This window comes from Sphingomonas pseudosanguinis (assembly GCF_052056765.1).
Taxonomy (GTDB): Bacteria; Pseudomonadota; Alphaproteobacteria; order Sphingomonadales; family Sphingomonadaceae; genus Sphingomonas; species Sphingomonas pseudosanguinis.
The window spans coordinates 2,792,911-2,814,437 of the sequence record NZ_CP189888.1 but is presented as its reverse complement, the minus strand read 5'-3'; the positions used below and the strand labels follow the sequence as shown (position 1 = coordinate 2,814,437).

At 67.2% G+C, this 21,527-nt stretch carries 19 protein-coding genes; 9 read left to right on the top strand and 10 right to left on the bottom strand.

Annotation, left to right across the window (positions count from 1 at the left end):
- Positions 1-4: 4 nt before the first annotated feature.
- Both ACQHGV_RS12770 and ACQHGV_RS12765 read right to left on the bottom strand, forming a co-directional pair.
- Positions 5-850, bottom strand: a complete 846-nt coding sequence (locus tag ACQHGV_RS12770) for a sulfurtransferase (RefSeq protein WP_440978466.1) — start codon at positions 848-850, stop codon at positions 5-7.
- Between the two features lie 344 nt (positions 851-1,194).
- Entirely contained in the window at positions 1,195-2,727 is a 1,533-nt protein-coding gene (locus ACQHGV_RS12765; protein ID WP_440978465.1) for a cryptochrome/photolyase family protein, read from the bottom strand.
- A gap of 21 nt (positions 2,728-2,748) precedes the next feature.
- On the opposite strand from ACQHGV_RS12765, the gene queF reads away from it, so the two are divergent.
- Positions 2,749-3,189 (top strand): preQ(1) synthase, encoded by a 441-nt coding sequence (gene queF, locus ACQHGV_RS12760; protein ID WP_440978464.1) that lies wholly within the window; start codon positions 2,749-2,751, stop codon positions 3,187-3,189.
- A gap of 68 nt (positions 3,190-3,257) precedes the next feature.
- Here queF and ACQHGV_RS12755 read toward each other — a convergent pair whose 3' ends face one another.
- Positions 3,258-3,749 (bottom strand): hypothetical protein, encoded by a 492-nt coding sequence (locus tag ACQHGV_RS12755; RefSeq protein WP_440978463.1) that lies wholly within the window; start codon positions 3,747-3,749, stop codon positions 3,258-3,260.
- 294 nt (positions 3,750-4,043) lie between these two features.
- Between ACQHGV_RS12755 and ACQHGV_RS12750 the strand changes: the two genes are divergently transcribed.
- A complete protein-coding gene (locus ACQHGV_RS12750; protein ID WP_440978462.1) occupies positions 4,044-6,314 on the top strand; it encodes a glycosyltransferase in 2,271 nt (756 codons plus the stop codon).
- Between the two features lie 65 nt (positions 6,315-6,379).
- The gene (locus tag ACQHGV_RS12745) at positions 6,380-7,663 is read left to right on the top strand and encodes a glycoside hydrolase family 130 protein (RefSeq protein WP_440978461.1); all 1,284 of its coding nucleotides are present in this window, start codon (positions 6,380-6,382) and stop codon (positions 7,661-7,663) included.
- Between the two features lie 182 nt (positions 7,664-7,845).
- Here the strand turns inward: ACQHGV_RS12745 and ACQHGV_RS12740 are convergent, their stop codons facing one another.
- The 5 genes from ACQHGV_RS12740 to hflK all read right to left on the bottom strand — a co-directional run bounded on the left by ACQHGV_RS12740 (position 7,846) and on the right by hflK (position 15,511).
- Positions 7,846-9,819 (bottom strand): OPT family oligopeptide transporter, encoded by a 1,974-nt coding sequence (locus tag ACQHGV_RS12740; protein ID WP_440978460.1) that lies wholly within the window; start codon positions 9,817-9,819, stop codon positions 7,846-7,848.
- 325 nt (positions 9,820-10,144) lie between these two features.
- Positions 10,145-11,755: a helicase HerA-like domain-containing protein gene (locus ACQHGV_RS12735; RefSeq protein WP_440978459.1), complete on the bottom strand. Its 1,611-nt coding sequence runs from the start codon at positions 11,753-11,755 to the stop codon at positions 10,145-10,147.
- Between the two features lie 120 nt (positions 11,756-11,875).
- Positions 11,876-13,405, bottom strand: a complete 1,530-nt coding sequence (locus tag ACQHGV_RS12730) for a Do family serine endopeptidase (protein ID WP_183950250.1) — start codon at positions 13,403-13,405, stop codon at positions 11,876-11,878.
- Between the two features lie 106 nt (positions 13,406-13,511).
- A complete protein-coding gene (gene hflC, locus ACQHGV_RS12725; RefSeq protein WP_183950251.1) occupies positions 13,512-14,378 on the bottom strand; it encodes an SPFH domain-containing protein in 867 nt (288 codons plus the stop codon).
- Positions 14,375-15,511: a protease modulator HflK gene (gene hflK, locus ACQHGV_RS12720; RefSeq protein ID WP_440978458.1), complete on the bottom strand. Its 1,137-nt coding sequence runs from the start codon at positions 15,509-15,511 to the stop codon at positions 14,375-14,377. Before hflK ends, hflC begins: the two co-directional genes overlap by 4 nt.
- 72 nt (positions 15,512-15,583) lie before the next feature.
- Here hflK and ACQHGV_RS12715 point away from each other — a divergent pair, with 72 nt between their 5' ends.
- The 5 genes from ACQHGV_RS12715 to ACQHGV_RS12695 all read left to right on the top strand — a co-directional run bounded on the left by ACQHGV_RS12715 (position 15,584) and on the right by ACQHGV_RS12695 (position 18,274).
- Positions 15,584-16,546, top strand: a complete 963-nt coding sequence (locus ACQHGV_RS12715) for an Mrp/NBP35 family ATP-binding protein (RefSeq protein ID WP_440978457.1) — start codon at positions 15,584-15,586, stop codon at positions 16,544-16,546.
- Between the two features lie 90 nt (positions 16,547-16,636).
- Complete coding sequence (locus tag ACQHGV_RS12710; protein WP_440978456.1) at positions 16,637-17,071, top strand: CoA-binding protein; 435 nt, start codon at positions 16,637-16,639, stop codon at positions 17,069-17,071.
- A 36-nt stretch (positions 17,072-17,107) separates the two neighbouring features.
- Positions 17,108-17,368: a hypothetical protein gene (locus ACQHGV_RS12705; protein ID WP_440978455.1), complete on the top strand. Its 261-nt coding sequence runs from the start codon at positions 17,108-17,110 to the stop codon at positions 17,366-17,368.
- 80 nt (positions 17,369-17,448) lie between these two features.
- Positions 17,449-17,829, top strand: coding sequence for a hypothetical protein (locus ACQHGV_RS12700; RefSeq protein ID WP_440978454.1), 381 nt, complete (start codon positions 17,449-17,451; stop codon positions 17,827-17,829).
- Positions 17,830-17,845: 16 nt separating this feature from the next.
- Positions 17,846-18,274 carry a hypothetical protein gene (locus ACQHGV_RS12695; protein ID WP_440978453.1) on the top strand — a complete coding sequence of 143 codons (429 nt, stop codon included), beginning with the start codon at positions 17,846-17,848 and terminating at the stop codon, positions 18,272-18,274.
- Positions 18,275-18,405: 131 nt separating this feature from the next.
- Here ACQHGV_RS12695 and ACQHGV_RS12690 read toward each other — a convergent pair whose 3' ends face one another.
- Positions 18,406-18,981: a 3'-5' exonuclease gene (locus tag ACQHGV_RS12690; protein ID WP_440978452.1), complete on the bottom strand. Its 576-nt coding sequence runs from the start codon at positions 18,979-18,981 to the stop codon at positions 18,406-18,408.
- Between the two features lie 124 nt (positions 18,982-19,105).
- On the opposite strand from ACQHGV_RS12690, the gene ACQHGV_RS12685 reads away from it, so the two are divergent.
- Positions 19,106-20,395, top strand: coding sequence for a homoserine dehydrogenase (locus tag ACQHGV_RS12685; protein WP_440978451.1), 1,290 nt, complete (start codon positions 19,106-19,108; stop codon positions 20,393-20,395).
- 175 nt (positions 20,396-20,570) lie between these two features.
- On the opposite strand, the gene ACQHGV_RS12680 is transcribed toward ACQHGV_RS12685, so the two are convergent.
- On the bottom strand, positions 20,571-21,527 hold the full coding sequence (locus ACQHGV_RS12680; protein ID WP_440978450.1) for an isopenicillin N synthase family dioxygenase: 957 nt from the start codon (positions 21,525-21,527) through the stop codon (positions 20,571-20,573).

Sequence of the window (21,527 nt, the reverse complement as noted above, 5' to 3'; positions counted from 1 at the left end):
GGCTTCACGCGTCTTTCGCTTTGGGGGTGCTGGGGTCGGAGCCCCATTCGGTCCAGCTGCCGTCATAGACCGGCATCAATCCGCCGATCCGCTCCGCCGCGAAGGCGAGGACGCAGGCGGTGATGCCGGACCCGCAGGTGGCGACCATCGGCCGGTTCGCATCGACCCCGGCGGCGGCGAATTCGGCGGCGATGGCGTGGGCAGACTTCCAGCGGCCGTTGCCCTCGAACATCCGGTTATAGGGCAGGTTCAGTGCACCGGGGATGTGGCCGGGTTCGACGCCCGGGCGCGGTTCGGGTTCGGCGCCGGCGAACCGGCCGGGCGAGCGGGCATCGACGATCTGCGCATCGCCCGCCTCGACATGGCTATGGACCTCGCGCAGGCTGCGCACGCGCGCCAGATCGGCATGGGCGACGAACAGGCCGGGCGTCTCGGTCGCCCCCGCCGCGCCTACCATCACCGGCTGCCCAGCTTCGGCCCAGGCCGTCAGCCCGCCGTCGAGCAGCGCGACCTTGCTGGCGCCGAACAGGTTCAGCAGCCACCAGACCCGCGCCGAACTGTGCAGCGGCGACCGGTCGTAGAGGACGATACGGTCGGCATGGCCGACACCGGCTTCGCTCATCGCGCGGGCGAAATGCTCGCCCGGCGGGAGCGTCATCGGCAGGTCGCTGTCGGGATCGGCCAGGCCGCCCAGCGCCAGGAAGCGCGCGCCGGGAATATGCCCGTCCTCGAACCCGCGCCGCGCGGTCTGGCCGGTCGGATCGTCGAGGAAATAGGTGACGTCGAGGATGCGCACATCCGCCTCGCCCGCGATCGCGGCGAGGTCTTCCGGGGTGATGAGTGGCGGCATCTGGGGCTCCTCGGTCGGTGGGTCCGTACCTAGGCGCGTTGGGGGCGGCGTCGCAAGCCAAGCAAAGCCCCTCTCCCGGCAGGGGGAGGGGTTGGGGAGGGGCAAGGGCCACGGACGACGGTCTCTGTGAGACCCCAAGCCCTCCCCCATCCCCTCCCGCCTGCGGGAGGGGAGCGGCTAGAGGTGAGGGTGGGGCGCGGCCTTCGACGTCGCTCAGGCGGAACGGAGGTTATGGAAGACCTCATATCCCAACCTCCGTTCAGCCTGAGCCCTTCGGCTGGCTGGCAAGCCAGCCGCTCAGGATAAACTTCTGCGCTACGCGCAGAAGTCGAAGGCCACGGGAATCACTCCAACCCCTTCAAAAACCCCGCCGCCTGCACTCGGATCGCTTTCCGGTCCGCCGCGTCCATCCGGTTCCAGTTCCGATACGGCATCGCCATGCGCGGATTCTCGCCGAAGCGCTTCTCATGCCGCGCCAGGAAATCCCAATAGAGCGCGTTGAACGGGCAGGCATCTTCACCCACCCGCTGCTTCACGTCGTAGCGGCAGTGCCCGCAATAATCCGACATGCGGTTGATATAGGCCCCCGACGACACGTACGGTTTGGACGCGATGATGCCGCCATCGGCGAACTGGCTCATGCCGACGACATTGGGCAGCTCGACCCATTCATAGGCATCGATATAGATTTCCAGATACCAGCGATGCACCTCGGCCGGGTCGGCGCCGATCAGGATCGCGAAATTGCCCGTGACCATCAGCCGCTGGATGTGATGCGCATGCGCGGTATCGAGCGTCTGGCCCAGCGCCTGCGCCATGCAGTGCATGTCGGTCTCGCCGGTCCAGTAGAAGCCGGGCAGCGGCCGGTTCGCGCGCAGGAAGTTGCGGTCCACATAATCCGGCCCGACATGCCAGTAGAGCCCGCGCACATATTCGCGCCAGCCGATGATCTGGCGGATATAGCCCTCGACCGAATTGAGGCTGGCATGGCCGTCCTCATATTCCGCTTCCGCCATCCGGCAGAGTTCCAGCGGATCGAGCAGTCCCGAATTGATATAGGGCGACAGGACCGAGTGCCACAGCTGGTGCTGCCCGGTCAGCATCGCGTCCTGATAGTCGCCGAACTTGGGCAGGCCGTGCGCCATGAACGCCTCGGCCTGCTTTTGCGCCTCCTCGGCAGTCACGGCATAGGCGAAACCTTCGAGCGAGCCGGGATGGTTGTCGAAGCGGGCGGCGACCAGCTTCAGGACCTCGCGGGTCATCTTGTCGGGTGCGAAGGTCAGCGGCTCGGGCGGCTTGTCCTTCTTTGGCGCGGGCTTGCGGTTGTCGGCGTCGTAATTCCACTTGCCGCCCTCGGGCTTGTCGCCCTTCATGAGCAGACCGGTCTTGCGGCGCATCAGCCGGTAGAAATACTCCATGCGGAGTTCCTGGCGGTCCTTCGCCCAGTCCTCGAACTCGGCCTGGCTGGCGATGAAGCGGGTGTCGGGGCGGATGTCGACGGGGACGGCGAACATCGTCTCCCACGCTTCCAGCATGGCGGCCACCCTCCATTCGCCCGCTTGCGTGACGACGATGCGTTCGGGGTCGTGGCGTTCGACCGCACGCGCGACCTCGCCGGTGAAACTGCCCGCATTGTCCGGGTCGTCCAGCTTGACGTAATCGACCGTCCAGCCCGCCTGTTTCAGCGCCTCGGCATGGTGACGCATGGCCGACAGGATATAGGCGATCTTGGCCTTGTGGTGGCGGACATATCCCGTCTCGTCCTCGACCTCCATCATTAGCAGGACGGTGCGTTTGGGGTCGGCGCCCTCCAGGCTGGACAGATTCATCGACAATTGGTCGCCGAGAATGGGGATCAGCGTTGGCGCTTTGGGCATGGCTGTCCTACATGGCCTTTCATGAAGCATCTCGGCCAGACCAGCGCGCTGCCCGCTTCCCCGGAAGAGGCGGTGCTCGATTATGTTCCCAACCCCCGTCCGGGGCGTACCTATCTGATCCGGTTCGCCGCGCCCGAGTTCACCTCGCTATGCCCGGTGACCGGCCAGCCCGACTTCGCGCATCTCGTCATCGACTATGTGCCGGGCGAGACGATCGTCGAGTCCAAGTCGTTGAAGCTGTTCCTGGGCAGCTTCCGCAACCATGCCGGTTTCCATGAGGATTGCACCGTCGGCATTGGCGAGCGGCTGTTCGAGGAGATGAAGCCGGTCTGGCTGCGCATCGGCGGATATTGGTATCCGCGCGGCGGCATCCCGATCGACGTGTTCTGGCAGTCCTCCGCTCCGCCCGCCGATCTATGGCTGCCCGATCAGGGCGTGCCGGGGTATCGCGGCCGGGGGTGACCTCCGCCGACCTATCCGAAAATGGCGAGCCGGGTCTTGGGTGCCGCTCAAGACCCGGGCCAAGGTCATTACAAGCTCCTGAGAACGTCGTTGGCCGATGATTCTATCGGACCAGAGGCGGTCGTCACCTTCGACCTGTTGATGTTGAAGACGTTTGTATGATGCCCGTTATGGTTGAATATCTGAAGTTCGTTGTCGACGATTTTGCCGTGAATGCCGAGGATGTCGTCGAAATCGCGTAAAGCCCGCCATGATGATAGCTTTTTGATTTTCGTATCGGCCCGTACGAATTGGCACATATCTATCGACGTCTTCAGGTCGGTTTGCATTCTTAGCGATTGCGCATAATGGGAGTAATTTGTTGGGTCCTCGGGCAGACCCGCGCGAATGGCGGCGGCCGCATCCCGGATAGCGGTTACGACCTCGGCAATGCGATTGATGTCTTCTTGGCTGCTCGCATCCCGACTGCTGCGCTCGATGTGCAAGGTGCCAAGTATCGTGCCCATGACGGCGAATATCGTTGCTCCCGCTTGTAGCCAGTCTCCAGCCTTGATGCCCAAAAGACCTGCTTCATGTATCGTTGCCTAAATCCCCGCTGCTTCGGCGCATGACTGGCGCCAAGTCGAACAAGGCCTTGCGCGGGGATCGTTTCTTCAATCGTTAAAGTCTCTCCTGCGGCATTGGAGTTGGAACCGATCTGAACGCGAAAGTCGGTTGCGCTTCGTCGCTGTATTCCGTCGCAGTGCAGCAAATATGTAACACGCCCTGCAACCTTCCTGCCAAATACGGGTTCATGGAGGTGCGTGGTGTGCAGCGGACTTGCCGTGGCCGCTACGTCTTCAAGGACATGCGATATGGTGGAAGCGAACGGAACCGTGATCGAGCGACTGGCGCTGATTGGCAACTTCCTGCCCCGGCAATGCGGGCTCGCGACCTTCACCACCGACGTCTATCTTGCGATGCGTGATCGCTTTCCCGAGCTGGCGGTCGATGTCTATGCGATGGACGACCATCCCGGCCGCTACGCCTATCCCCCGGCGGTGACCGCCGCCATCGCGCAGCATGATCGCGGCGCCTATATCGACACCGCGCGCCGGATCGAGGCGAGCGGCGCGCAGGCGATCTGGGTGCAGCATGAATATGGCATCTATGGCGGTGCCGCCGGCGAGCACCTGCTGGCGATGCTCGATCGCACGACGCTGCCCGTGATCGCGACGCTGCACACCGTTCTCGAAAAGCCCTCCGTCGACGAGCGTCGCGTGATGGAGGGCCTGCTGCGCCGCTGCGCGCGCATCATCGTCATGGCCGACAAGGGCCGCGACATCCTCCAGCGCGTCTATGGCGCCGATCCGCGCCAGATCGCGATGATCCCGCACGGCGTGCCCGATCGCGACCTGATCGCGCCCGACAGCCTGAAGGCGAAGTTCGGCTGGGAAGGGCGCAAGGTCGTCTTCACCTTCGGCCTGCTCGCGCCCAACAAGGGGATCGAGACGATCATCGAGGCGCTGCCCGCCGTCGCCGCGCACCATCCCGAACTGCTGTATGTCGTGCTCGGCGCGACCCATCCCAATCTGGTGGCGCATGAGGGCGAGGCGTATCGCGACCGGCTGAAGGCGCTGGCCGAGGCGCGCGGCGTGGCGGACAATGTCGCCTTCGTCGACGCCTTTGTCGATCATGACGACCTGATCGAATATCTCCAGGCCGCCGATATCTATGCGACGCCCTATACCAACCCGGCGCAGATCACGAGCGGGACGCTGTCCTACGCGATCGGCGTGGGCAAGGCGGTGATCTCGACGCCCTATGTCCATGCGACCGAGATCCTGGCCGACGATCACGGCGTTCTGGTCGGTTTCGGCGATGTCGAGGCCTTCGCCCGCGAGATCGACCGGCTGCTGTCGAACGAGGCCGCCCGCGACCATCTGTCGCAGCGCGCCTATGCGCGCGGCCGCACGATGATCTGGCCGCGTCTTGCCGAGGCGGCGCTGGAGCAGATCGGCGCGGCCATCACCGCGCGCCCGCGTCGTCTTCAGGCCGAATATCGTCCGGCGATCAAGCCGCTTGCCGCCGATCTGTCCGCCGTCGAGCGGATGAGCGACTCGACCGGCATGTTGCAGCACGCCATCTACTCGGTACCCGATCGCCGCCACGGCTATTGCATCGACGACAATGCCCGTGCGTTGATCTTCATGACGCAGGCGCCCGGCATCGATCCCGTCACGCGCGACAAGTGGACGACCATCTACGCCTCGTTCCTGCAATATGCCTGGAATCCGGAGGCGCGGCGGTATCGCAACTTCATGCGCTTCGACCGCAGCTGGTGCGAGGAGGTGGGGTCTGAGGATTCCAACGGCCGCACCCTCTGGGCGCTGGGCGTCACTGCGCGCGATGCGCAGATGGCCAAGCACCGCGACTGGGCGCAGATGTGGTTCGATGCGACTGCCTCGCTGGCGCTCGACCTGGGCTCGCTCAGGGCACAGGCCTTTGCGATGCTGGGCGCCGCCGCCATGCTGGAGGCGCGGCCGGGGCATCAGCTGGCGCGTGCCATCCTCGAAAAGATGCCCGACCTGCATCTGGCGTTGCTGGAAGAGGCGCGCCGGCCTGAATGGCAATGGTTCGAGATCGTGCTCGCCTATGACAATGCCCGCGTACCGCAGGCGCTGATCGAGGCGGGACGCGCGCTTGGCCGGCAGGACCTGATCGATTGCGGCATTTCGACGCTCGACTGGATCGTCGCCAAGCAGACCTCGCCCGAGGGACGGTTCCGCGCGGTCGGCAGCGAGAGCTTCGGCCGCCCCTATGCCGAGCCGCTGCAGTTCGACCAGCAGCCGCTGGAGGCGCAGGCCACGGTCGAGGCGTGCCAGTCGGCCTATCTTGCGACTCGCGACCCGCGCTGGATCAAGGAGGGCGAGCGCGCCTATGGCTGGTTCCTGGGGGTCAACGACCTCGACCTGCCGCTGGCGACCGCCAATGACGGCGGCTGTTTCGACGGCCTGATGCCGACCGGCCTCAACCGGAACCAAGGCGCGGAGTCGATTCTGGCACTGCAACTGGCCAATTGCGCGATCGCTAGCCTTTGCCAATCCGCCTCAACCATGGCAGGAGCCGAGCGTCACATCGCCTGACGCGCCCATGCGGCACGAAGGGCGATGGGACGAGCGTTTTGGTAGAGTGGCGAGACGATAGCGCGATGGATTTGTTCAACCACCGGCTGCGGCTTCATGCCGATCCTTCCCGCGTCGTGGTCCGCCCCTTTCACATAGCCTGGGGCGGCGGCAACGGCGCACCGCCCAGCCGGACCGAGCGTCTGGTCGGCGAGGTGCTGGCGATGACGCCGGAAGAGGCGCGCGACCAGTTGGAAACCGTGCTGAAGGATTTCGAGGCGCGGCACTGGCAGACGCGGCGCGTCTTCATGACCCGTTACGACCAGATCGAGGATCTGCTGAAGCTCGACGGGTCGAAGATCAGCGACGAGAAGCGTCAGTTGATCGGCGCCTATTTCTGCCACGAATATAGCTATGCCGCCGCCGCGCTGATGAACCCCTCGGCGGTGCCGCATTTCGACCAGACCGGCATCCAGCCGGGGTCGCAGCGTATCCTGATGTCGATGCGCGCGGTGGGTGAGGGGCATATCTCCTCAGTCGCCTTCCGCGAAGGCATCATCAACGATCAGAACCAGCTCCGCCTCGCCCCCGAGCCGCCCTTTGCGACCGCGACCGACGTGCATGGCTGGGGCGACGACGATGTGCCCAACGGCCCCGTCACGGTGCACCGCCACCGCGACTCGACGCTGTCGGGCACGGTCATCTTCCCGATCACCCAGGCCCAGTCCAAGGGGCTGGAGGACATGCGGATCGTCCAGTTCACGCATGACGACGGCGCGGTCGAATGGATCGGCACTTATACCGCCTATGACGGCTCGGGCATCCAGTCCGAGCTAATGCGGACCCGCGATTTCCGTGCGTTCGACCTGGTGCCGATGACGGGTGCTGCGGCCCGCAACAAGGGCATGGCGCTGTTCCCGCGCAAGGTCGCCGGCCAGTATATGATGATCGGGCGGCAGGACGGCGAGAATCTGTTCCTGCTCAAGTCCGACTCGCTGACCCATTGGGACGAGGGCGAGAAGATTCTGACCCCCGTCTATCCCTGGGAGTTGGTGCAGATCGGCAATTGCGGACCGCCCATCGAGACCGACGAGGGCTGGCTGCTGCTGACCCACGGCGTCGGCGCGATGCGCAAATATTCGATCGGCGCAGCGCTGCTCGACAAGAGCGACCCCTCCAAGGTGCTCGGCCGCACGAAGCAGCCGATCCTCGCCGCGAAGGATCAGGACCGCGAGGGCTATGTGCCCAACGTCGTCTATTCCTGCGGCGCGATCCGGCACGGCGACTCGCTGTTCCTGCCGTACGGCATTGCGGACAGCTCGATCGGCTTTGCGTTCGTGAAGATCAGCGAGCTGCTGGCAGCGATGTAACAGTCCCGACGGCGGCGCGCTATTCCTCCCCTGTAAGGGGAGGGGGACCATGCGAAGCATGGTGGAGGGGTGTCACCCCGGGTAAGCGAAGCCCGCCTTTCCCACCGGGACACCCCTCCGTCAGGGCTACGCCCTGCCACCTCCCCTTGCAGGGGAGGAATGATGGTCCGTCTTAGTGCGGCTCAACGTGTCTGCGGCAGGCCAACGACCTGACGGCGCGTATAGCGATAGAGCGCCGCCACTAGGCCCAGGAACACCAACGTCCCCCCGACCAGTGCGGGCGTGGCGAACCCGTCGCCGACCAGCGCGAGCGGTGCGTCCGAGTTGGTCAGGTAGACGATGCCGGCAAAGCCGACGCCCCACAGGCTTTCGCCCACGATCAACCCGGTCGCCGCGAGCACGCCCAGCCGCTCGGCGGTCTCCGGGTTCCCGCTGCGCCGGGCCCAGCAATCATAGGCATAACCGATCACGGCCCCCAGCACGACCGGCAGCGTGGCGGTCATCGGCAGATAGATGCCCAAACCCACACCCAGCGGCGGCAGACGCAGCCAGCCCAGCTTGCCCAGCATCTCGTCGGCGACGATCACCCCGACGCCGACCAGCGCCCCGATACCGATCATCGTCCAGTTGAGATCGCCGCCCAGCACGCCCTTGGCGAGCGCCGAGATCAATGCGGCCTGCGGTGCGGAAAGCGCGTTCGGCCCGGCCCCTGGCGTGCCCGCAAAGCCCAGCGTCGCGTTGAGCAGGTCGAGCACGGGCGGGATCACCAGGCTGCCGAAGACGACGCCGATCACCAGCGCCACCTGCTGCTTCCACGGCGTCGCGCCGACCAGTTCGCCGGTCTTCAGGTCCTGGAGATTGTCGTTGGAGATGGTCGCGACGCCGAACACGACGCCGGTGACGATCAACGCATAGGCGACGAGCGCCTGTGTCGTCTCGGGCGGGGTGCCGCGCCCGAACAGCCCGACGAGCAGCAGCGCGGCGGCCAGCACCGACAAGATGCCGATGCCCGACACCGGGCTGTTCGACGCGCCGATCAGCCCCGCCATATAGCCGCAGACGGCCGCGATCACGAGGCCGATGAGCAGGATGAAGAGCAGCGCGCCCCCGATCAGCGCCACGCCCGATGCGGCCAGTGGCCCGCCCGCGATCACCGACCAGAGTAGGCCCGCGATCGGCACCAGCGTCGCCAGCGCGACGGCGGCGACGATGCCGATCGGCAGATCGCGCTCGCCGACCGCCAGCACCGCGCCGTCGCGCTTGGCCGAGGCGGCGGCGAGCGAAGAGCGTATGCCGCCGATGACCGGACCGATGATCTTGATGAGCGTCCAGATCGCCGCCACCCCGATCACGCCCGCCCCCAGGAAGCGCACGTCGCGGCTGAAGATGCCGCCCGCCCATTCGGCGACGGGCCCGGCCGATGGGGCCATGGCGGTCAGGATCGGCAAGGCGATCCACCATCCGATGGCGATGCCGGCCAGCATCGCCATGCCGACCGACAGCCCGACCAGATGCCCGACCCCGATCAGCGCGAAGGACAGCCCGCCCGCGATCCCGGTCGCGCCCGCGCCGGTGCGGAACCAGACCGCCGCCTCGGCCACCGCCAGCTTGGTCTGCGTCAGGATCGCGAAACCGGCCGAGGCGATGGCGTTGACGACGATCAGCCGCAGCCCGATTGCGCTCTCCGCCTCGCCCTCGCGGCTGCCCGCGCCGACCTTCAACACCTCGGCGGCGGCGCGGCCTTCGGGGTAGGGCAGGTCGGTGTCGACGACGAGCGCGCGGCGCAGCGGCACCGAGAACATGACGCCCAATATGCCCCCCGTTGCGGTGATCCCGGCGGTCAGCAGATAGGGGAAGCCCTGCCACCAGCCGATCATGACCAGGCCCGGCAGCACGAAGATGATCGCCGCCAGTGTCCCGGCCGCCGAGGCGACCGTCTGGACGATGTTGTTCTCCAGCACCGAACTGTTCGGCAGATAGCGCAGGATCGCCATCGATATGACCGCCGCCGGGATCGAGGTGGCGAAGGTCAATCCGACCTTCAGCCCGAGATAGACATTGGCGGCGGTGAACAAGAGGGTGATCAACCCGCCCAGCGCGATGCCGCGAAGGGTCAGCTCGGCGATGGGGGCGGTCGTGGTCGGGGTACGGCTCATGTGCGCAGATGTGGCAGAGTGCGGGGCGCTCGCCTAGCATTTCGTGGGGGCGCTGCGACCTCGCTGATCGGGAGAGGGGGCTCCTCCCAACCTCCGTTCAGCCTGAGCGAAGTCGAAGGCCAAGGGATTCCATCACCACCGACCCTCACCCTTCCGGCGCCAAGGCGCCTCCCTCACTCTCCCACCGGGAGAGGGAAGGGGCCCGCCCGCTCTGGCGGGTGGGAAGGGTGAGGGCGGTGCCTTCGCCTTCGCGCGATTCTTGCAGCAACAGAGGTCAACCCGTGGCCTTCGACTTCGCCCAGGCTGAACGGGGGGTGGGGGCGGCTTACCCCCGGAACAGATTCCCCAGCACGCCGCGCACCACCGCGCCGACGATGCCTCCGCCCGTACTGCTCGACCGCCGTCGCGATCCGCCGCCGAAGACCTGCTTGCCGATCTCGTTGGCGACCTGTCGCCCGATCGAGGAACTGGCCGAGCGGGCCGCGCTGCTTGCCATCTTGGCCCAGGGGGAGTTGGCCGCTTCGCGCTGCTCGGCGATGCGGGCGCGTTCGGCGTCCTTGGCGGCTTTCGCATCCGCCTTCGCCTGTTGCGCTGCCTGTTTGTCCGCTTCGGTCTGCGCTTTGGCTTCGGCCGCCGCAGCGGCGGCTTCCTGCGTCTTGGCGGCGAGCAGTTCCTCGGCCGATTCGCGATCGATCGCCTGATCGTACTTCGTGCCGATCGCATCGGTCTCGATCAGGACCTTGCGCTCCTCGGGCGTGGCCGGCCCGACCCGGCTGCGCGGCGGCGCGATCATCGTGCGCTCGACCGGCGAGGGGGAGCCGTCGGGCTGGAGCAGCGACACCAGGGCCTCGCCGACCTTCAACTCGGTGATCGCACTCGCGACGTCGACACCGGGATTGGCGCGGAACGTCTCGGCCGCCGAACGTACCGCGGCCTGGTCGCGCGGGGTGAAGGCGCGAAGGGCATGCTGCACCCGGTTGCCCAGCTGGCCCGCGATCTTGTCGGGCACGTCGATCGGGTTCTGGGTGATGAAATAGACGCCGACGCCCTTCGACCGGATCAGCCGGACGACCCGCTCGATCGTGTCGACCAAGGCCGGCGCGGCATCGTCGAACAGCAGATGCGCCTCGTCGAAGAAGAAGACGAGCTTGGGCTTGTCGGGATCGCCGATCTCGGGAAGTTGCTCGAACAGCTCGGAGAGCAGCCAGAGGAGGAAGGTGGCGTAGAGCTTGGGGCCCGCCATCAGCTGGTCGGCCGCCAGGATGTTGACCACCCCGCGCCCCGCATCGTCGGTGGCGATCAGGTCGGTCAGCTCCAGCGCCGGCTCGCCGAAGAAATGCTCGGCGCCTTGCGTGCGCAACTGGAGCAGCGCGCGCTGAATCGCGCCGATCGACTGTTTGGAAACATTGCCATAGGTCGTGGTCAGCTCGTTCGCCCGCGCGGCGCATTCGGTCAGCATCGCCTGGAGATCGTCCAGGTCGAGGAGCAGCAGCCCTTCCTTGTCCGCGACATGGAAGGCAATGGTCAGTACGCCCTCCTGGGTCTCGTTCAGGCCCATCATCCGCGCGAGGAGCAGTGGCCCCATCTCCGACACGGTGGCACGCACGGGATGGCCCTGCTGGCCGAACAGGTCCCAGAATTGCACCGGCGTGGCGTCGTAGGACCAGTCGGTCACGCCCAGCTCGGCGGCGCGGGCGGCGAAGGCGGCGTGGGTCTTGGCCAGCGCCGATCCGGCGAGGCCCAGACCCGACAGATCGCCCTTCACGTCCGCGACGAAGCTGGGCACGCCGGCGCGTGAGAATCCCTCGACCATGGTCTGGAGCGTCACCGTCTTGCCGGTGCCGGTCGCGCCCGCGATCAGGCCGTGCCGGTTCGCGCGCTTGAGGTCGATCGCCTGTGGCTTGCCGCCACCCATGCCGATGAAGATGCCGTCCATGGCGCGTATCTTATCGCGGTGGCTGGCGACGGGAATAGCAAAAGGGCCGCCGTACCTGAGAGATATGACGGCCCTTCCGATACCCTCACCCTTTCGGCGGAAGGGGGAAAAGGATGGGGCTTACTTGATGCGCAGCGGCATCAGGCGATCGGCGATGCGGCCGCGGGTGATCTGCGCCAGTACCTGCGGACGGCCGGCGGCCTTGGCAGCGGCGACGATCTGCTGGACATCGGCGGCGCTGCGCACCGGGGTGCCGTTGATCGCCGAGATGACGTCGCCGCGCTTCAGCTTGGAGGCGGCATCGCTCGACGGGTCGACCGCCGCGATCACCACGCCCTGCGTCGAGGGATCGACATTGATCGCCCGCGCGATCGCCGGGGTCAGTGCCTGGACGGTCAGGCCCAGCCCGCCACCGGCAGTCGGCGTGGCCTGCGCATCATCGTCATTGTCCGGGAAGGCGTCCGAACCGTCGCCCATCGACGCGGCGAGCTGCTCGTTCGACGGACGCGTGGCGGCGGTCGCGGTCAGCGACAGCGGCTTGCCGTTGCGTAGCACCTCGAGCTGGACGCGCGCGTTCGGCTGAACATTCGCGACCAGATAGGACAGGGTCTGTTCGGGCGTCACCGCCTGGCCGTTGACCTTGGTCACCACGTCGAAGGCGCGCAGGCCGGCCTTGGCGGCGGGGCCGTTCGGCTCGACCTTGGCGATGATCTCGCCCTGGCCCTTGGGGATGCCCAGCGAGGCCGCGACGTCGTCGGTCACCGGGCCGCCGATCTGTACGCCCAGATAGCCGCGCTCGATCTTCTGGCCCTTCATCAGCCGGTCGATGATCGGCTTGGCGTCCTCCGCCGGAATGGCGAAGCCGATGCCGATATTGCCGCCCGACTGCGAATAGATCTGGCTGTTGATGCCGATGACGTTGCCGTTCATGTCGAACATCGGGCCACCCGAATTGCCCTGGTTGATCGCGGCGTCGGTCTGGATGAAGCGGTCGTTCGCGCCGCCCTGACCGGTCACGCGGTGCACGGCCGAGACGATGCCGGCGGTCACCGTGCTCGACAGGCCGAAGGGCTGGCCGATCGCCAGCACCCAGTCGCCCGGACGCGCGCGCGACGAATCGCCGAAGCGGACGAAGGGCAGATTCGCGCCCTCGATCTTGAGGACCGCAAGATCCGAGGTCTCGTCACGGCCGACGACCTTGGCGGTATATTCCTTGCGATCGTTCAGCGTCACGGTGATCGAGTCGACCGAGGCGCCGGCGGCGCCCGGCGCGATCACATGGTTGTTGGTGACGATATAGCCGTCGGGCGAGATCAGGAACCCCGAGCCCAGCGAGGCGCCTTCACGCTTCTGCGGCTGGGGTCCGGCCTGGCCGCCGAACTGGCCGAAAAAGCCCTCGAACGGCGTGCCGGCGAACGGGTTCGCCTGCTGCTTCACGGTGATCGACTGCTTGGTCGAGATGTTGACGACCGCCGGCTGGAGCTTGGCGACCATGTCGGCGAAGCTCATCGGCGCGCCGGCGCGCGGGGCGACCGCCTGGATCGCGCCCGGCTCGTTCTGCGCGACCTGCGCGGTGCCGGGTTGCAAGGCCAGGGTGGCGGTCGCGCCGCCGAGGAGGAGCGCACTGGTAATGGCGTAGGCGTAACGCACTGGGCTGAGGTCCTCTCAATGAAAATTCAGTTTGACCGTGTCTTATTTGCCACGGTCTGGCTGAACGACGCTTGAATATGAACGAGCAGAAAGGTGGAAAATCCTCCTATCGGCCCGGCGCGGTGAATTCCTTCAGATAGCTGTTGTTCGGCGACAGAATGATCTGGGTGCTGCCATGTTCCTGCGTGCTGCCGTCCGCGCCGAAGGTGTGGCGATAGGACTGCATGGCGCGGTAGAAATCATAGAAACCTGCATCCTTGCCGAACGCCTGGGCATAGATCTGCGCGGCCTGCGCATCGGCATCGGCGCGGACGATCTGCGCCTGCTTCTGCCCCTGCGCGGCGATGGTGATCGCCTCCTGCTGGCGCGCGGTCTGCATCCGGCGCAGCGCGCTTTCCAGCGGCGTGCCCTGGGGCAGCTCGGCCTCCTTGATGCGCACGTCGACGATCTGCACGCCGTACTGGCGCGCGATCCGGTCGAGCCGGACCTGGATCGCGTCCATCACCTCGCCGCGCTCGGGGCTGAGCAGCTCGGAGAAGCGACGCTTGCCCAGTTCGTTGCGCAGCGCCGAGCCGAAGATCGGGCGCAGCTGGTTGGCGACACCCTCTTCGCTGCCGGCGGTGGCCAGCATGCGGCGCGGGTCGACGACGCGGAAGCGCGCAAAGGCATCGACATTCATGCGCAGCTGGTCGGTCGACAGCACCTGGGTATTCTCCAGGTCGAGGTCGAGCACCCGCTTGTCGACCCAGACGATGCGGTCGATGAACGGGATGCGCGCGATCAGGCCCGCGCCGCTTTCGCCCAGCGGCTCGTTGGGGCGATAGCCGTTGACGATGCGGCGGGGCTGCTCGAAGCGATAGACCACCGCCTGCTTCGTCTCGGGCACGATCGCGAAGGTCGCGGCGGCGACGATCACGGCAAGCAGCAATGCGACGCCCAGCACGATCGGGTTGCGAAGGGTCAGGCCGTTCACTGGCCACCTCCCTGCTGCGCGGGCGCGGGCGTGGGAGCGGCGACCTCCGGCGGCGGCGGGGCGTTACGTCCACCCTTGGCCAGCGGCAGATAGGGCACCACGCCCGGCGTCTCCACGATGGTCTTGTCCGACTTGGCCAGCACGGCCTCCATGGTCTCGTAATACATGCGTCGGCGCGTCACTTCCGGGGCCAGGCGGTACTGTTCGTATACCTTGTCGAACTGCGCGGCTTCGCCCTGCGCCCGCGCGATCACCTGCTGGGCATAGGAGCGCGCCTGATTGACGTTGGCGACGGCCTCCTGCTGCGCGGCGGTCACCTTGTTGAAGTCGTCGACGATCTGCGCGGGCGCGGCCGCCTGCTTGACCGCGACGCCCTGGATGCGGACGCCCGACTGATATTCGTTCAGGATCGACTGGGTCAGCTCCTGCACGCGCTGCTCGATGCCGGTACGCCCAGAACCCAGCGCCTGGTCCAGCGTGGTGTCGGCGATGACCGCGCGCATCGCGCTTTCGGCGGCGGCGCGCACGGTTTCCTGCGGCTGCGCCAAACGGAAGGCGAAGTCGCGCGGGTTCGCGATGTCCCAGCGGACCGAATAGGTCAGGTCGATGATGTTCTGGTCGCCGGTCAGCACCAGATTCTCGCCCGAGCCTTCGGGGAAATTCTCGGTGCGGATCTTCTGCACGTCCAGCACGCGGACGCTGGCGATCGGCGCGGGCGCGGTCAGCTGGATGCCCGGCTCCAGGATGCCGGTATAGCGCCCGAAATAGGTGACGACGCCGCGCTGCTGCGGGCCGATGGGGTGGATCGAGGTATAGAGCACCCAGATGCCGACCAGGATGGCAGCGCCGATCGCCCAGAGCGTCCGGCCGCCCGGCGCGCCGGGCAGGCCGCCGAAGCCGCCGCCCGAGCCGCCGGGTCCTTCGCCCGGACCACCGCCGCCCGATCCGCGCGCCTTGCGGATGAATTCATCCAGCGCGGTGGGCTTGCCCGGCGCCTTGCGACCACCCGGCGGCATCGCCCAGGGGTTGCGGGGACCTCCCGCGGAGTCTTCGCCGGACCCTCCCCAGGGGCCCTTTGGCGATTCGGCGGCAAGAATGGGGGGGCGTCGGAAGCGACCCGTCAGCTTTCTCATATCCATCGTTATAGGAACGGTTCATCGACAAAAACAGTGCCAAGCCGTCGATGGCGTCCTATCTGCCGCCTCATGAGCATGATCGATACGGTGAAGGCGGCGGTGGCCGCCGTGGCGGGCAAGCGCGCGAACGTCCGGATGGAGGGCGCCAAGGCGGGCGTGGTCCTCGACGCGACCGGGCTGGACGGCGCGGATCGCCACGCGCTGGAGGAACAGGTCAAGGCCGCCGCGATGCAGCCCGGGGTGGAGGATGTCCGCATCGTCCTGACCGCCGAGAAGCTGGAGCGGCGGATCATCGCGGTCGCCAGCGGCAAGGGCGGCGTCGGCAAATCGACCCTGTCGGCCAATCTCGCCATCGCGCTGGCGCGGATGGGGCGCAAGACCGGGCTGGTCGATGCCGATATCTATGGCCCGTCGCAGCCCCGGCTGATGGCGGCCGAGGGGGTGAAGCCGGTCGCGCAGGACGGCAAGCTGCAACCCGTGGCCACCCCTTACGGCGTCTCGCTGCTGTCGATGGGCCAGCTGGTTGAGGCGGACAAGGCGATCGCCTGGCGCGGGCCGATGGCGGCGGGCGCGCTCAGCCAGCTGGTCGATGGCGACTGGGGCGCGACCGACACGCTGGTCCTCGACCTGCCGCCGGGCACCGGCGACGTCCAGCTGACCATGGTGCAGAAGCATCGCCCGGCCGGCGCGGTGATCGTCTCGACGCCGCAGGATCTGGCGCTGATCGATGCGCGGCGCGCGATCGACCTGTTCGCCAAGGCGGGCGTGCCGATCATCGGTCTGGTCGAGAATATGGCCGGCTATTGCTGTCCGCATTGCGGTGGCCTCTCGGACCCGTTCGGCTCGGGCGGCGCGGAAGCGGCGGCGGCCGAGCTGGGCATTCCGTTCCTCGGCCGCGTGCCGCTGACCATCGCGATCCGCACCGCCTCCGACGCCGGCCGCCCGCCGGCCGCCGGCGAGGACGATGCGGTGTTCGCGCCGATTGCCGCGCAGGTGGCGAACTGGCTTGCGCAGGCGCCGCGCGGCGGATGAAACCAGCGGGGCGGCGGGGCGTTTGACGACGACGTGCCCGCCGCACCTGCGATGACGACCGGATCGGCGGCGAGGCGAAGGGGAAAGCCGATGCCGTTGACCACCGACGAAGACATTCGCGCGCTGCTGACCGAGGCGCGCACCATCGCGCTGGTCGGCGCGTCCGATCGCCCCGACCGCCCGTCCTATGGCGTCATGAAGCGGCTGCAGGATCACGGCTACCGCGTGATCCCGGTCAATCCCCAGATCACCGGCGAGCATGTGCACGGCGAGTTCGTCTTCCGCGAACTGGGCCAGCTGGGCGATTCGATCGACATCGTCGACATCTTCCGCCGATCGGACGCGGTCGAGCCGATCGTCGAAGAAGCGATCGCGATCGGCGCCAAGGCCATCTGGATGCAGCTCGGCGTGGTCAACGAGGCGGCCGCCGCGCGCGCGGAAGCGGCGGGGTTGAAGGTCGTCATGGACCGCTGTCCCGCCATCGAGATTCCCCGGCTTGGCATCGCGCCCGTCGAAGGCGCATGATCACCCGATAATATCGGCGAAGAGGGGAGAATGGGGATGGTTCCGTTTTTGCTGCTGCTGGCGGGTTCGCCTTCGGGCCAGTCGGTGACGCTGCCGCGCCTGACGCCGGCCTGTACGGTCACGACGTGCCCGCCGGTCCACAAGCGCTCGCCCTATCGGTTGGCGCAGGACAATCCGATGCCGATCGATTCCAAGACGCGCGCCTTCGCCAATGACGGCACCTATTGCGCGGTGGTCGGCGACAAATATTGCCGCAGCAAGCCCCGCACATTGCTCCGCGAATCAATCGACCACTGAAACGGTTGCAATCCCGCTGGCGTCGGTCGGTCGAAAGGGGCATCCTCCCGCCGTTATGACCTGATGTCGGGAGGGCTTCTATGGCCGGGATGATGTCGACCCTGTTGCTGACGATGGCGGTGCAGTCGCCCGCGGCCGAAATGCCATCGGTCGATACGATCGTCGCGAACACCCGCCGGCTGACCAGCGTCGAGCGGCCCTGCGTCTACGACCGCAACAGTACCGACATCACCGTCTGTGGCCGACGCAATGCGGACCGGTTCCGCGTGCCGTTCGTCCCGCAGCCAGAACCCGGCGATCCGAAGCACGAGGCGGTGATGGCAGAGCGCACCCGGCTGCTCGCGCGCACGACGCCGATCGACGAGATGTCGCCCTTTCTGGTGAATGGCGGCTTCGCCGGCGTGACGATGGACACCAACCCCCGCGACCACGGCGCGACGCTGCGCAAGCCCGCCCCGTGAGACGAAGGAGCGCCCGATGCTGTCCCTGTTGCTGATCGCCTTGCAGGCCGCGCCGGCCACCCCGCCGGCACCCGGAACGGAGCGTTTCTCGATCCTGTTGCAGGACCCCTGTCCGCCATCGGCCGGCGGCGAGGCAGAGGTGATCGTCTGCGGCCGGCGGCAGGCGGACGACCGTTTGCCGCTGAAGAATGACCTGCCGCCGAGTGGGCCTGTCCCGTCCAATCCCAACCTGACCGGGGCCGGCGCCTTGCGGGCGGAAGGCACGCCCTGCGCGGCGAGCCAATGGGGCTGCCAGACCGGCTTCAACTTGCTCGCCCCGGCGATGATGCTGGCCAACGAGGCGCGGATCGGGATCAGCAAGCTGGTCGACAAGTCGCGCGACAAGAGCAAGCGCATACCCATCGCGCTCGACGGCCCAGGCCCGGCGGGGCATCTCGAACCCTGATCCTCCCCGGCACGGGGAGGGGGACCATGCGAAGCATGGTGGAGGGGGGATGGCCGCAAAGGATGTCGCGGGCGGAAAACCCCCCCCGTCAGGGCTGCGTCCTGCCACCTCCCCGTGCCGGGGAGGATCGGTTACGCCTGATCCGCCCGCATCACCTTGCGCCGTGCACGGGCGGACAGCGGCGGGGTGAACCAGTCGGTCAGCGTCAGCCCGGTCTGCGCCATCGCGCGCAACACCACCTGCCCGGCGGCGCGGGCATCGCTCAGCGCGTCGTGATGGCGGTGCTCCAGCTCCAGAAACGTCGCCAGTGTGTTGAGCTTGTGATTGGGCAGCTCGGGCCAGGCGCGCCGGGCGATCGTCACGCTGTCCAGCCAGCGCGCCGCGATCGGGGGCAGGGCATCGCGCTCGCACGCACGGCCCAGCGCGCCCTTGTCGAACCCGGAATGCGCCACCGTCACCCGCCCGCCCAGATGCGCGGCCAGGTCGGGATACAGCGTCGCGAAGGTCGGCTTGCCCAGCACATGCTCGGCGGTGATGCCGTGGATGGCGATGTTGAAGCTGCTGAAATCGTCGCAAGGGTCGACCAGCGTCTCATAGGCGAGTACCTCGACGCCGGCGGCATAGCCGACGATGCCGATCTGGCAGATGCTGCTGGTACGCGAACAGGCGGTTTCGACGTCGATGACCACGAAATCAGGGGGAGTCATGCGGGGCGTCATAAGGACTTATCGGCGTTTGAGCAATAAAAGGTCCTGACGCGGCTCGACAGCGACCGTTTCTATCCGCTACCGCCCCGGGTCTTACGAACGCTCAAGGATATGGGAAACGAAGATGGGCGACGCATTGCGGGTGGCTTTGGCGGGACTGGGCACGGTGGGGGGCGGCGTCATTCGCCTGCTCGATGCGAACCGTGACCTGATTACCCGGCGCGCCGGCCGGCCGATCGAGATCGTCGCCGTCTCCGCCCGCGACCGGACCAAGGATCGGGGCGTCGACCTGTCGCGCTTCGAATGGGTGGACGATACCGCTGCGCTCGCCTCGCACCCGGATGCCGATGTCGTGGTCGAGCTGATCGGTGGATCGGACGGCCCGGCCCTCACCCTGGCGCGCACCGCGCTGGGGGCGGGGCGCGGCTTCGTCACCGCCAACAAGGCGATGCTGGCGCATCACGGGCTGGAACTGGCGCAGAAGGCCGAAGAGACGAACGCCGCGCTGAAGTTCGAGGCGGCGGTCGCGGGCGGCATCCCGGTCATCAAGGGCTTGCGCGAAGGCGCGGCGGCCAATGCCATCGCGCGCGTCTATGGCATCCTCAACGGCACCTGCAATTTCATCCTGTCCAAGATGGAAGCCGAAGGCCGCGACTTCGCCGAGGTTCTCGCCGAGGCCCAGGCGCTGGGTTATGCCGAGGCGGACCCCAGTTTCGACATCGACGGCGTCGACGCGGCGCACAAGCTGTCGATCCTCGCCGCCATCGCTTTCGGCACGCAGCCTGCTTTCGACGACGTCGCGATCGGCGGCGTGCGGCATGTACTGGCCGCCGACATCGCCCAGGCGGCGTCGCTCGGCTACCGTGTCCGCCTCGTCGGCGTGGCGGAGGAGGGGGCGAACGGCCTGTTCCAGCGGGTGCATCCGCATCTCGTCCCGCTCGACCATCCGCTGGCGCATGTCACCGGCTCGACCAACGCGGTCGTGGCGGAAGGCAATTTCGTCGGCCGGCTGCTGTTCCAGGGCGCCGGCGCGGGCGATGGTCCGACCGCCAGCGCGGTGGTCGCCGACCTGATCGATATCGCGCGCGGTGAATATGGCGCGTCCTTCGCCATGCCCGCGCATGAGCTGACGGCGGCGGTGAAGGCGGATAGCGGCGAGCGGCGGGGTCGCGCGTATTTGCGCTTCACCGTGCAGGACAAGGTCGGCGTATTAGCCGAGATCGCCGCCGCGATGCGCGATGCAGGCGTGTCGATCGAAAGCCTGATCCAGCGCGGCGAAGCGGCGGACGGCGGGGTCATGATCGCGATCGTGACGCATGAGGGGCCGGAGCGCGCGGTGGCGCAAGCACTGGAGCGGCTGCGGGGGAGCCAGAGCTTGGTCGGGCAGCCGCTGCTTATGCATATTCTGGGGTGATTTGTTGGGGGGTAAGGTCTCGGTGAGACACCTTGCCCTCCCCCAGCCCCTCCCGCTTGCGGGAGGGGAGCGGCAAGAACGAACGTCTGAATTTCTGAAACTCCCCTCCCGCAGGCGGGAGGGGCTGGGGGAGGGAAGGCCGCAGGCGACGTCGCCCATGGCTCCCCCCACCCCCTCACTTCTTGATCAACCCGATCTCCACCAACCGCTCATACAGATAATCATGCGCCGTAATCGGCGTCGGATAGCGGTTCGGATTCTCCGCGCTCACCGTCCCCGGCAGCGTCTCGATCAGGAAATCGGGCGCCGGGTGCAGGAAGAACGGCATCGAATAGCGCGAGAAGCCGCGCCGTTCGACCGGCGGGTTGACCACCCGGTGCGTGGTCGAGGGCAGGACGTGGTTGGTCAGCCGCTGCAGCATGTCGCCGACATTGACCACCATCGCGCCCTCGGGCGGACGGATCGCCAGCCACTCGCCCGAATCGCGATCAAGCAGTTCCAGCCCCGCTTCCTCCGCACCCAGCAGCAGGGTGATGAGGTTGATGTCCTCATGCGCGCCCGCCCGCACGCCTTCGGCATCGGCCGGGATCGGCGGATAGTGGAGCAGGCGCAGCACCGAATTGCCGTCCTTCACCGCCGGGTCGAACCAGTGCGGATCGAGCTTCAGATGCCGCGCGATCGCCGAGAGCAGCCGGTCGCCCGCCCGGTCGAAGGCGGCGAAGAGTTCGAGGAAATCGTCGCGGAACCCTTCCGGCCGCTCGGGCCAGATATTGGCGGGCATCTGGTCGGCATAGGCGTGCCCCTCGGGCAGTTCGCGGCCGACATGCCAGAATTCCTTCAGGTCGACGACGTGCGCATCCTTGGCGATCTCGGTCTTGAACGGGGTATAGCCGCGCGCGCCGCCGCCGCCCGGAACGTGATAGCCGCGCTTCTCCGCCTCGGGCAGGTCGAACAGCGCCTTGGTCTGCGCCCAGGCCCGGTCGATCAGCTCGCCGGGCACGCCGTGGTCGGCGACGATCGCAAAGCCGAACCGCTCGAACGATCCGCCCAGTGCGGTGGCGAAGGCGTGCGGATCGCGGTCCTGATCGGCGAGGCTGAGCGTCGGAACCTCGGCGGAGCGGGTGTCGTTCAT

Excerpts from the sequence above, each read along its gene's own strand:
- ACQHGV_RS12740 (WP_440978460.1), bottom strand. The coding sequence starts at position 9,819 with ATGAGCCGTACCCCGACCACGACCGCCCCCATCGCCGAGCTGACCCTT.
- ACQHGV_RS12685 (WP_440978451.1), top strand. The coding sequence starts at position 19,106 with ATGGGCGACGCATTGCGGGTGGCTTTGGCGGGACTGGGCACGGTGGGG.
- hflK (WP_440978458.1), bottom strand. The coding sequence starts at position 15,511 with ATGAGAAAGCTGACGGGTCGCTTCCGACGCCCCCCCATTCTTGCCGCC.
- ACQHGV_RS12700 (WP_440978454.1), top strand. The coding sequence starts at position 17,449 with ATGGCCGGGATGATGTCGACCCTGTTGCTGACGATGGCGGTGCAGTCG.
- ACQHGV_RS12690 (WP_440978452.1), bottom strand. The coding sequence starts at position 18,981 with ATGACTCCCCCTGATTTCGTGGTCATCGACGTCGAAACCGCCTGTTCG.
- ACQHGV_RS12680 (WP_440978450.1), bottom strand. The coding sequence starts at position 21,527 with ATGAACGACACCCGCTCCGCCGAGGTTCCGACGCTCAGCCTCGCCGAT.
- queF (WP_440978464.1), top strand. The coding sequence starts at position 2,749 with ATGAAGCATCTCGGCCAGACCAGCGCGCTGCCCGCTTCCCCGGAAGAG.
- ACQHGV_RS12745 (WP_440978461.1), top strand. The coding sequence starts at position 6,380 with ATGGATTTGTTCAACCACCGGCTGCGGCTTCATGCCGATCCTTCCCGC.
- ACQHGV_RS12695 (WP_440978453.1), top strand. The coding sequence starts at position 17,846 with ATGCTGTCCCTGTTGCTGATCGCCTTGCAGGCCGCGCCGGCCACCCCG.
- ACQHGV_RS12770 (WP_440978466.1), bottom strand. The coding sequence starts at position 850 with ATGCCGCCACTCATCACCCCGGAAGACCTCGCCGCGATCGCGGGCGAG.
- ACQHGV_RS12715 (WP_440978457.1), top strand. The coding sequence starts at position 15,584 with ATGAGCATGATCGATACGGTGAAGGCGGCGGTGGCCGCCGTGGCGGGC.
- ACQHGV_RS12710 (WP_440978456.1), top strand. The coding sequence starts at position 16,637 with ATGCCGTTGACCACCGACGAAGACATTCGCGCGCTGCTGACCGAGGCG.
- ACQHGV_RS12705 (WP_440978455.1), top strand. The coding sequence starts at position 17,108 with ATGGTTCCGTTTTTGCTGCTGCTGGCGGGTTCGCCTTCGGGCCAGTCG.
- ACQHGV_RS12765 (WP_440978465.1), bottom strand. The coding sequence starts at position 2,727 with ATGCCCAAAGCGCCAACGCTGATCCCCATTCTCGGCGACCAATTGTCG.
- ACQHGV_RS12735 (WP_440978459.1), bottom strand. The coding sequence starts at position 11,755 with ATGGACGGCATCTTCATCGGCATGGGTGGCGGCAAGCCACAGGCGATC.
- ACQHGV_RS12750 (WP_440978462.1), top strand. The coding sequence starts at position 4,044 with ATGGTGGAAGCGAACGGAACCGTGATCGAGCGACTGGCGCTGATTGGC.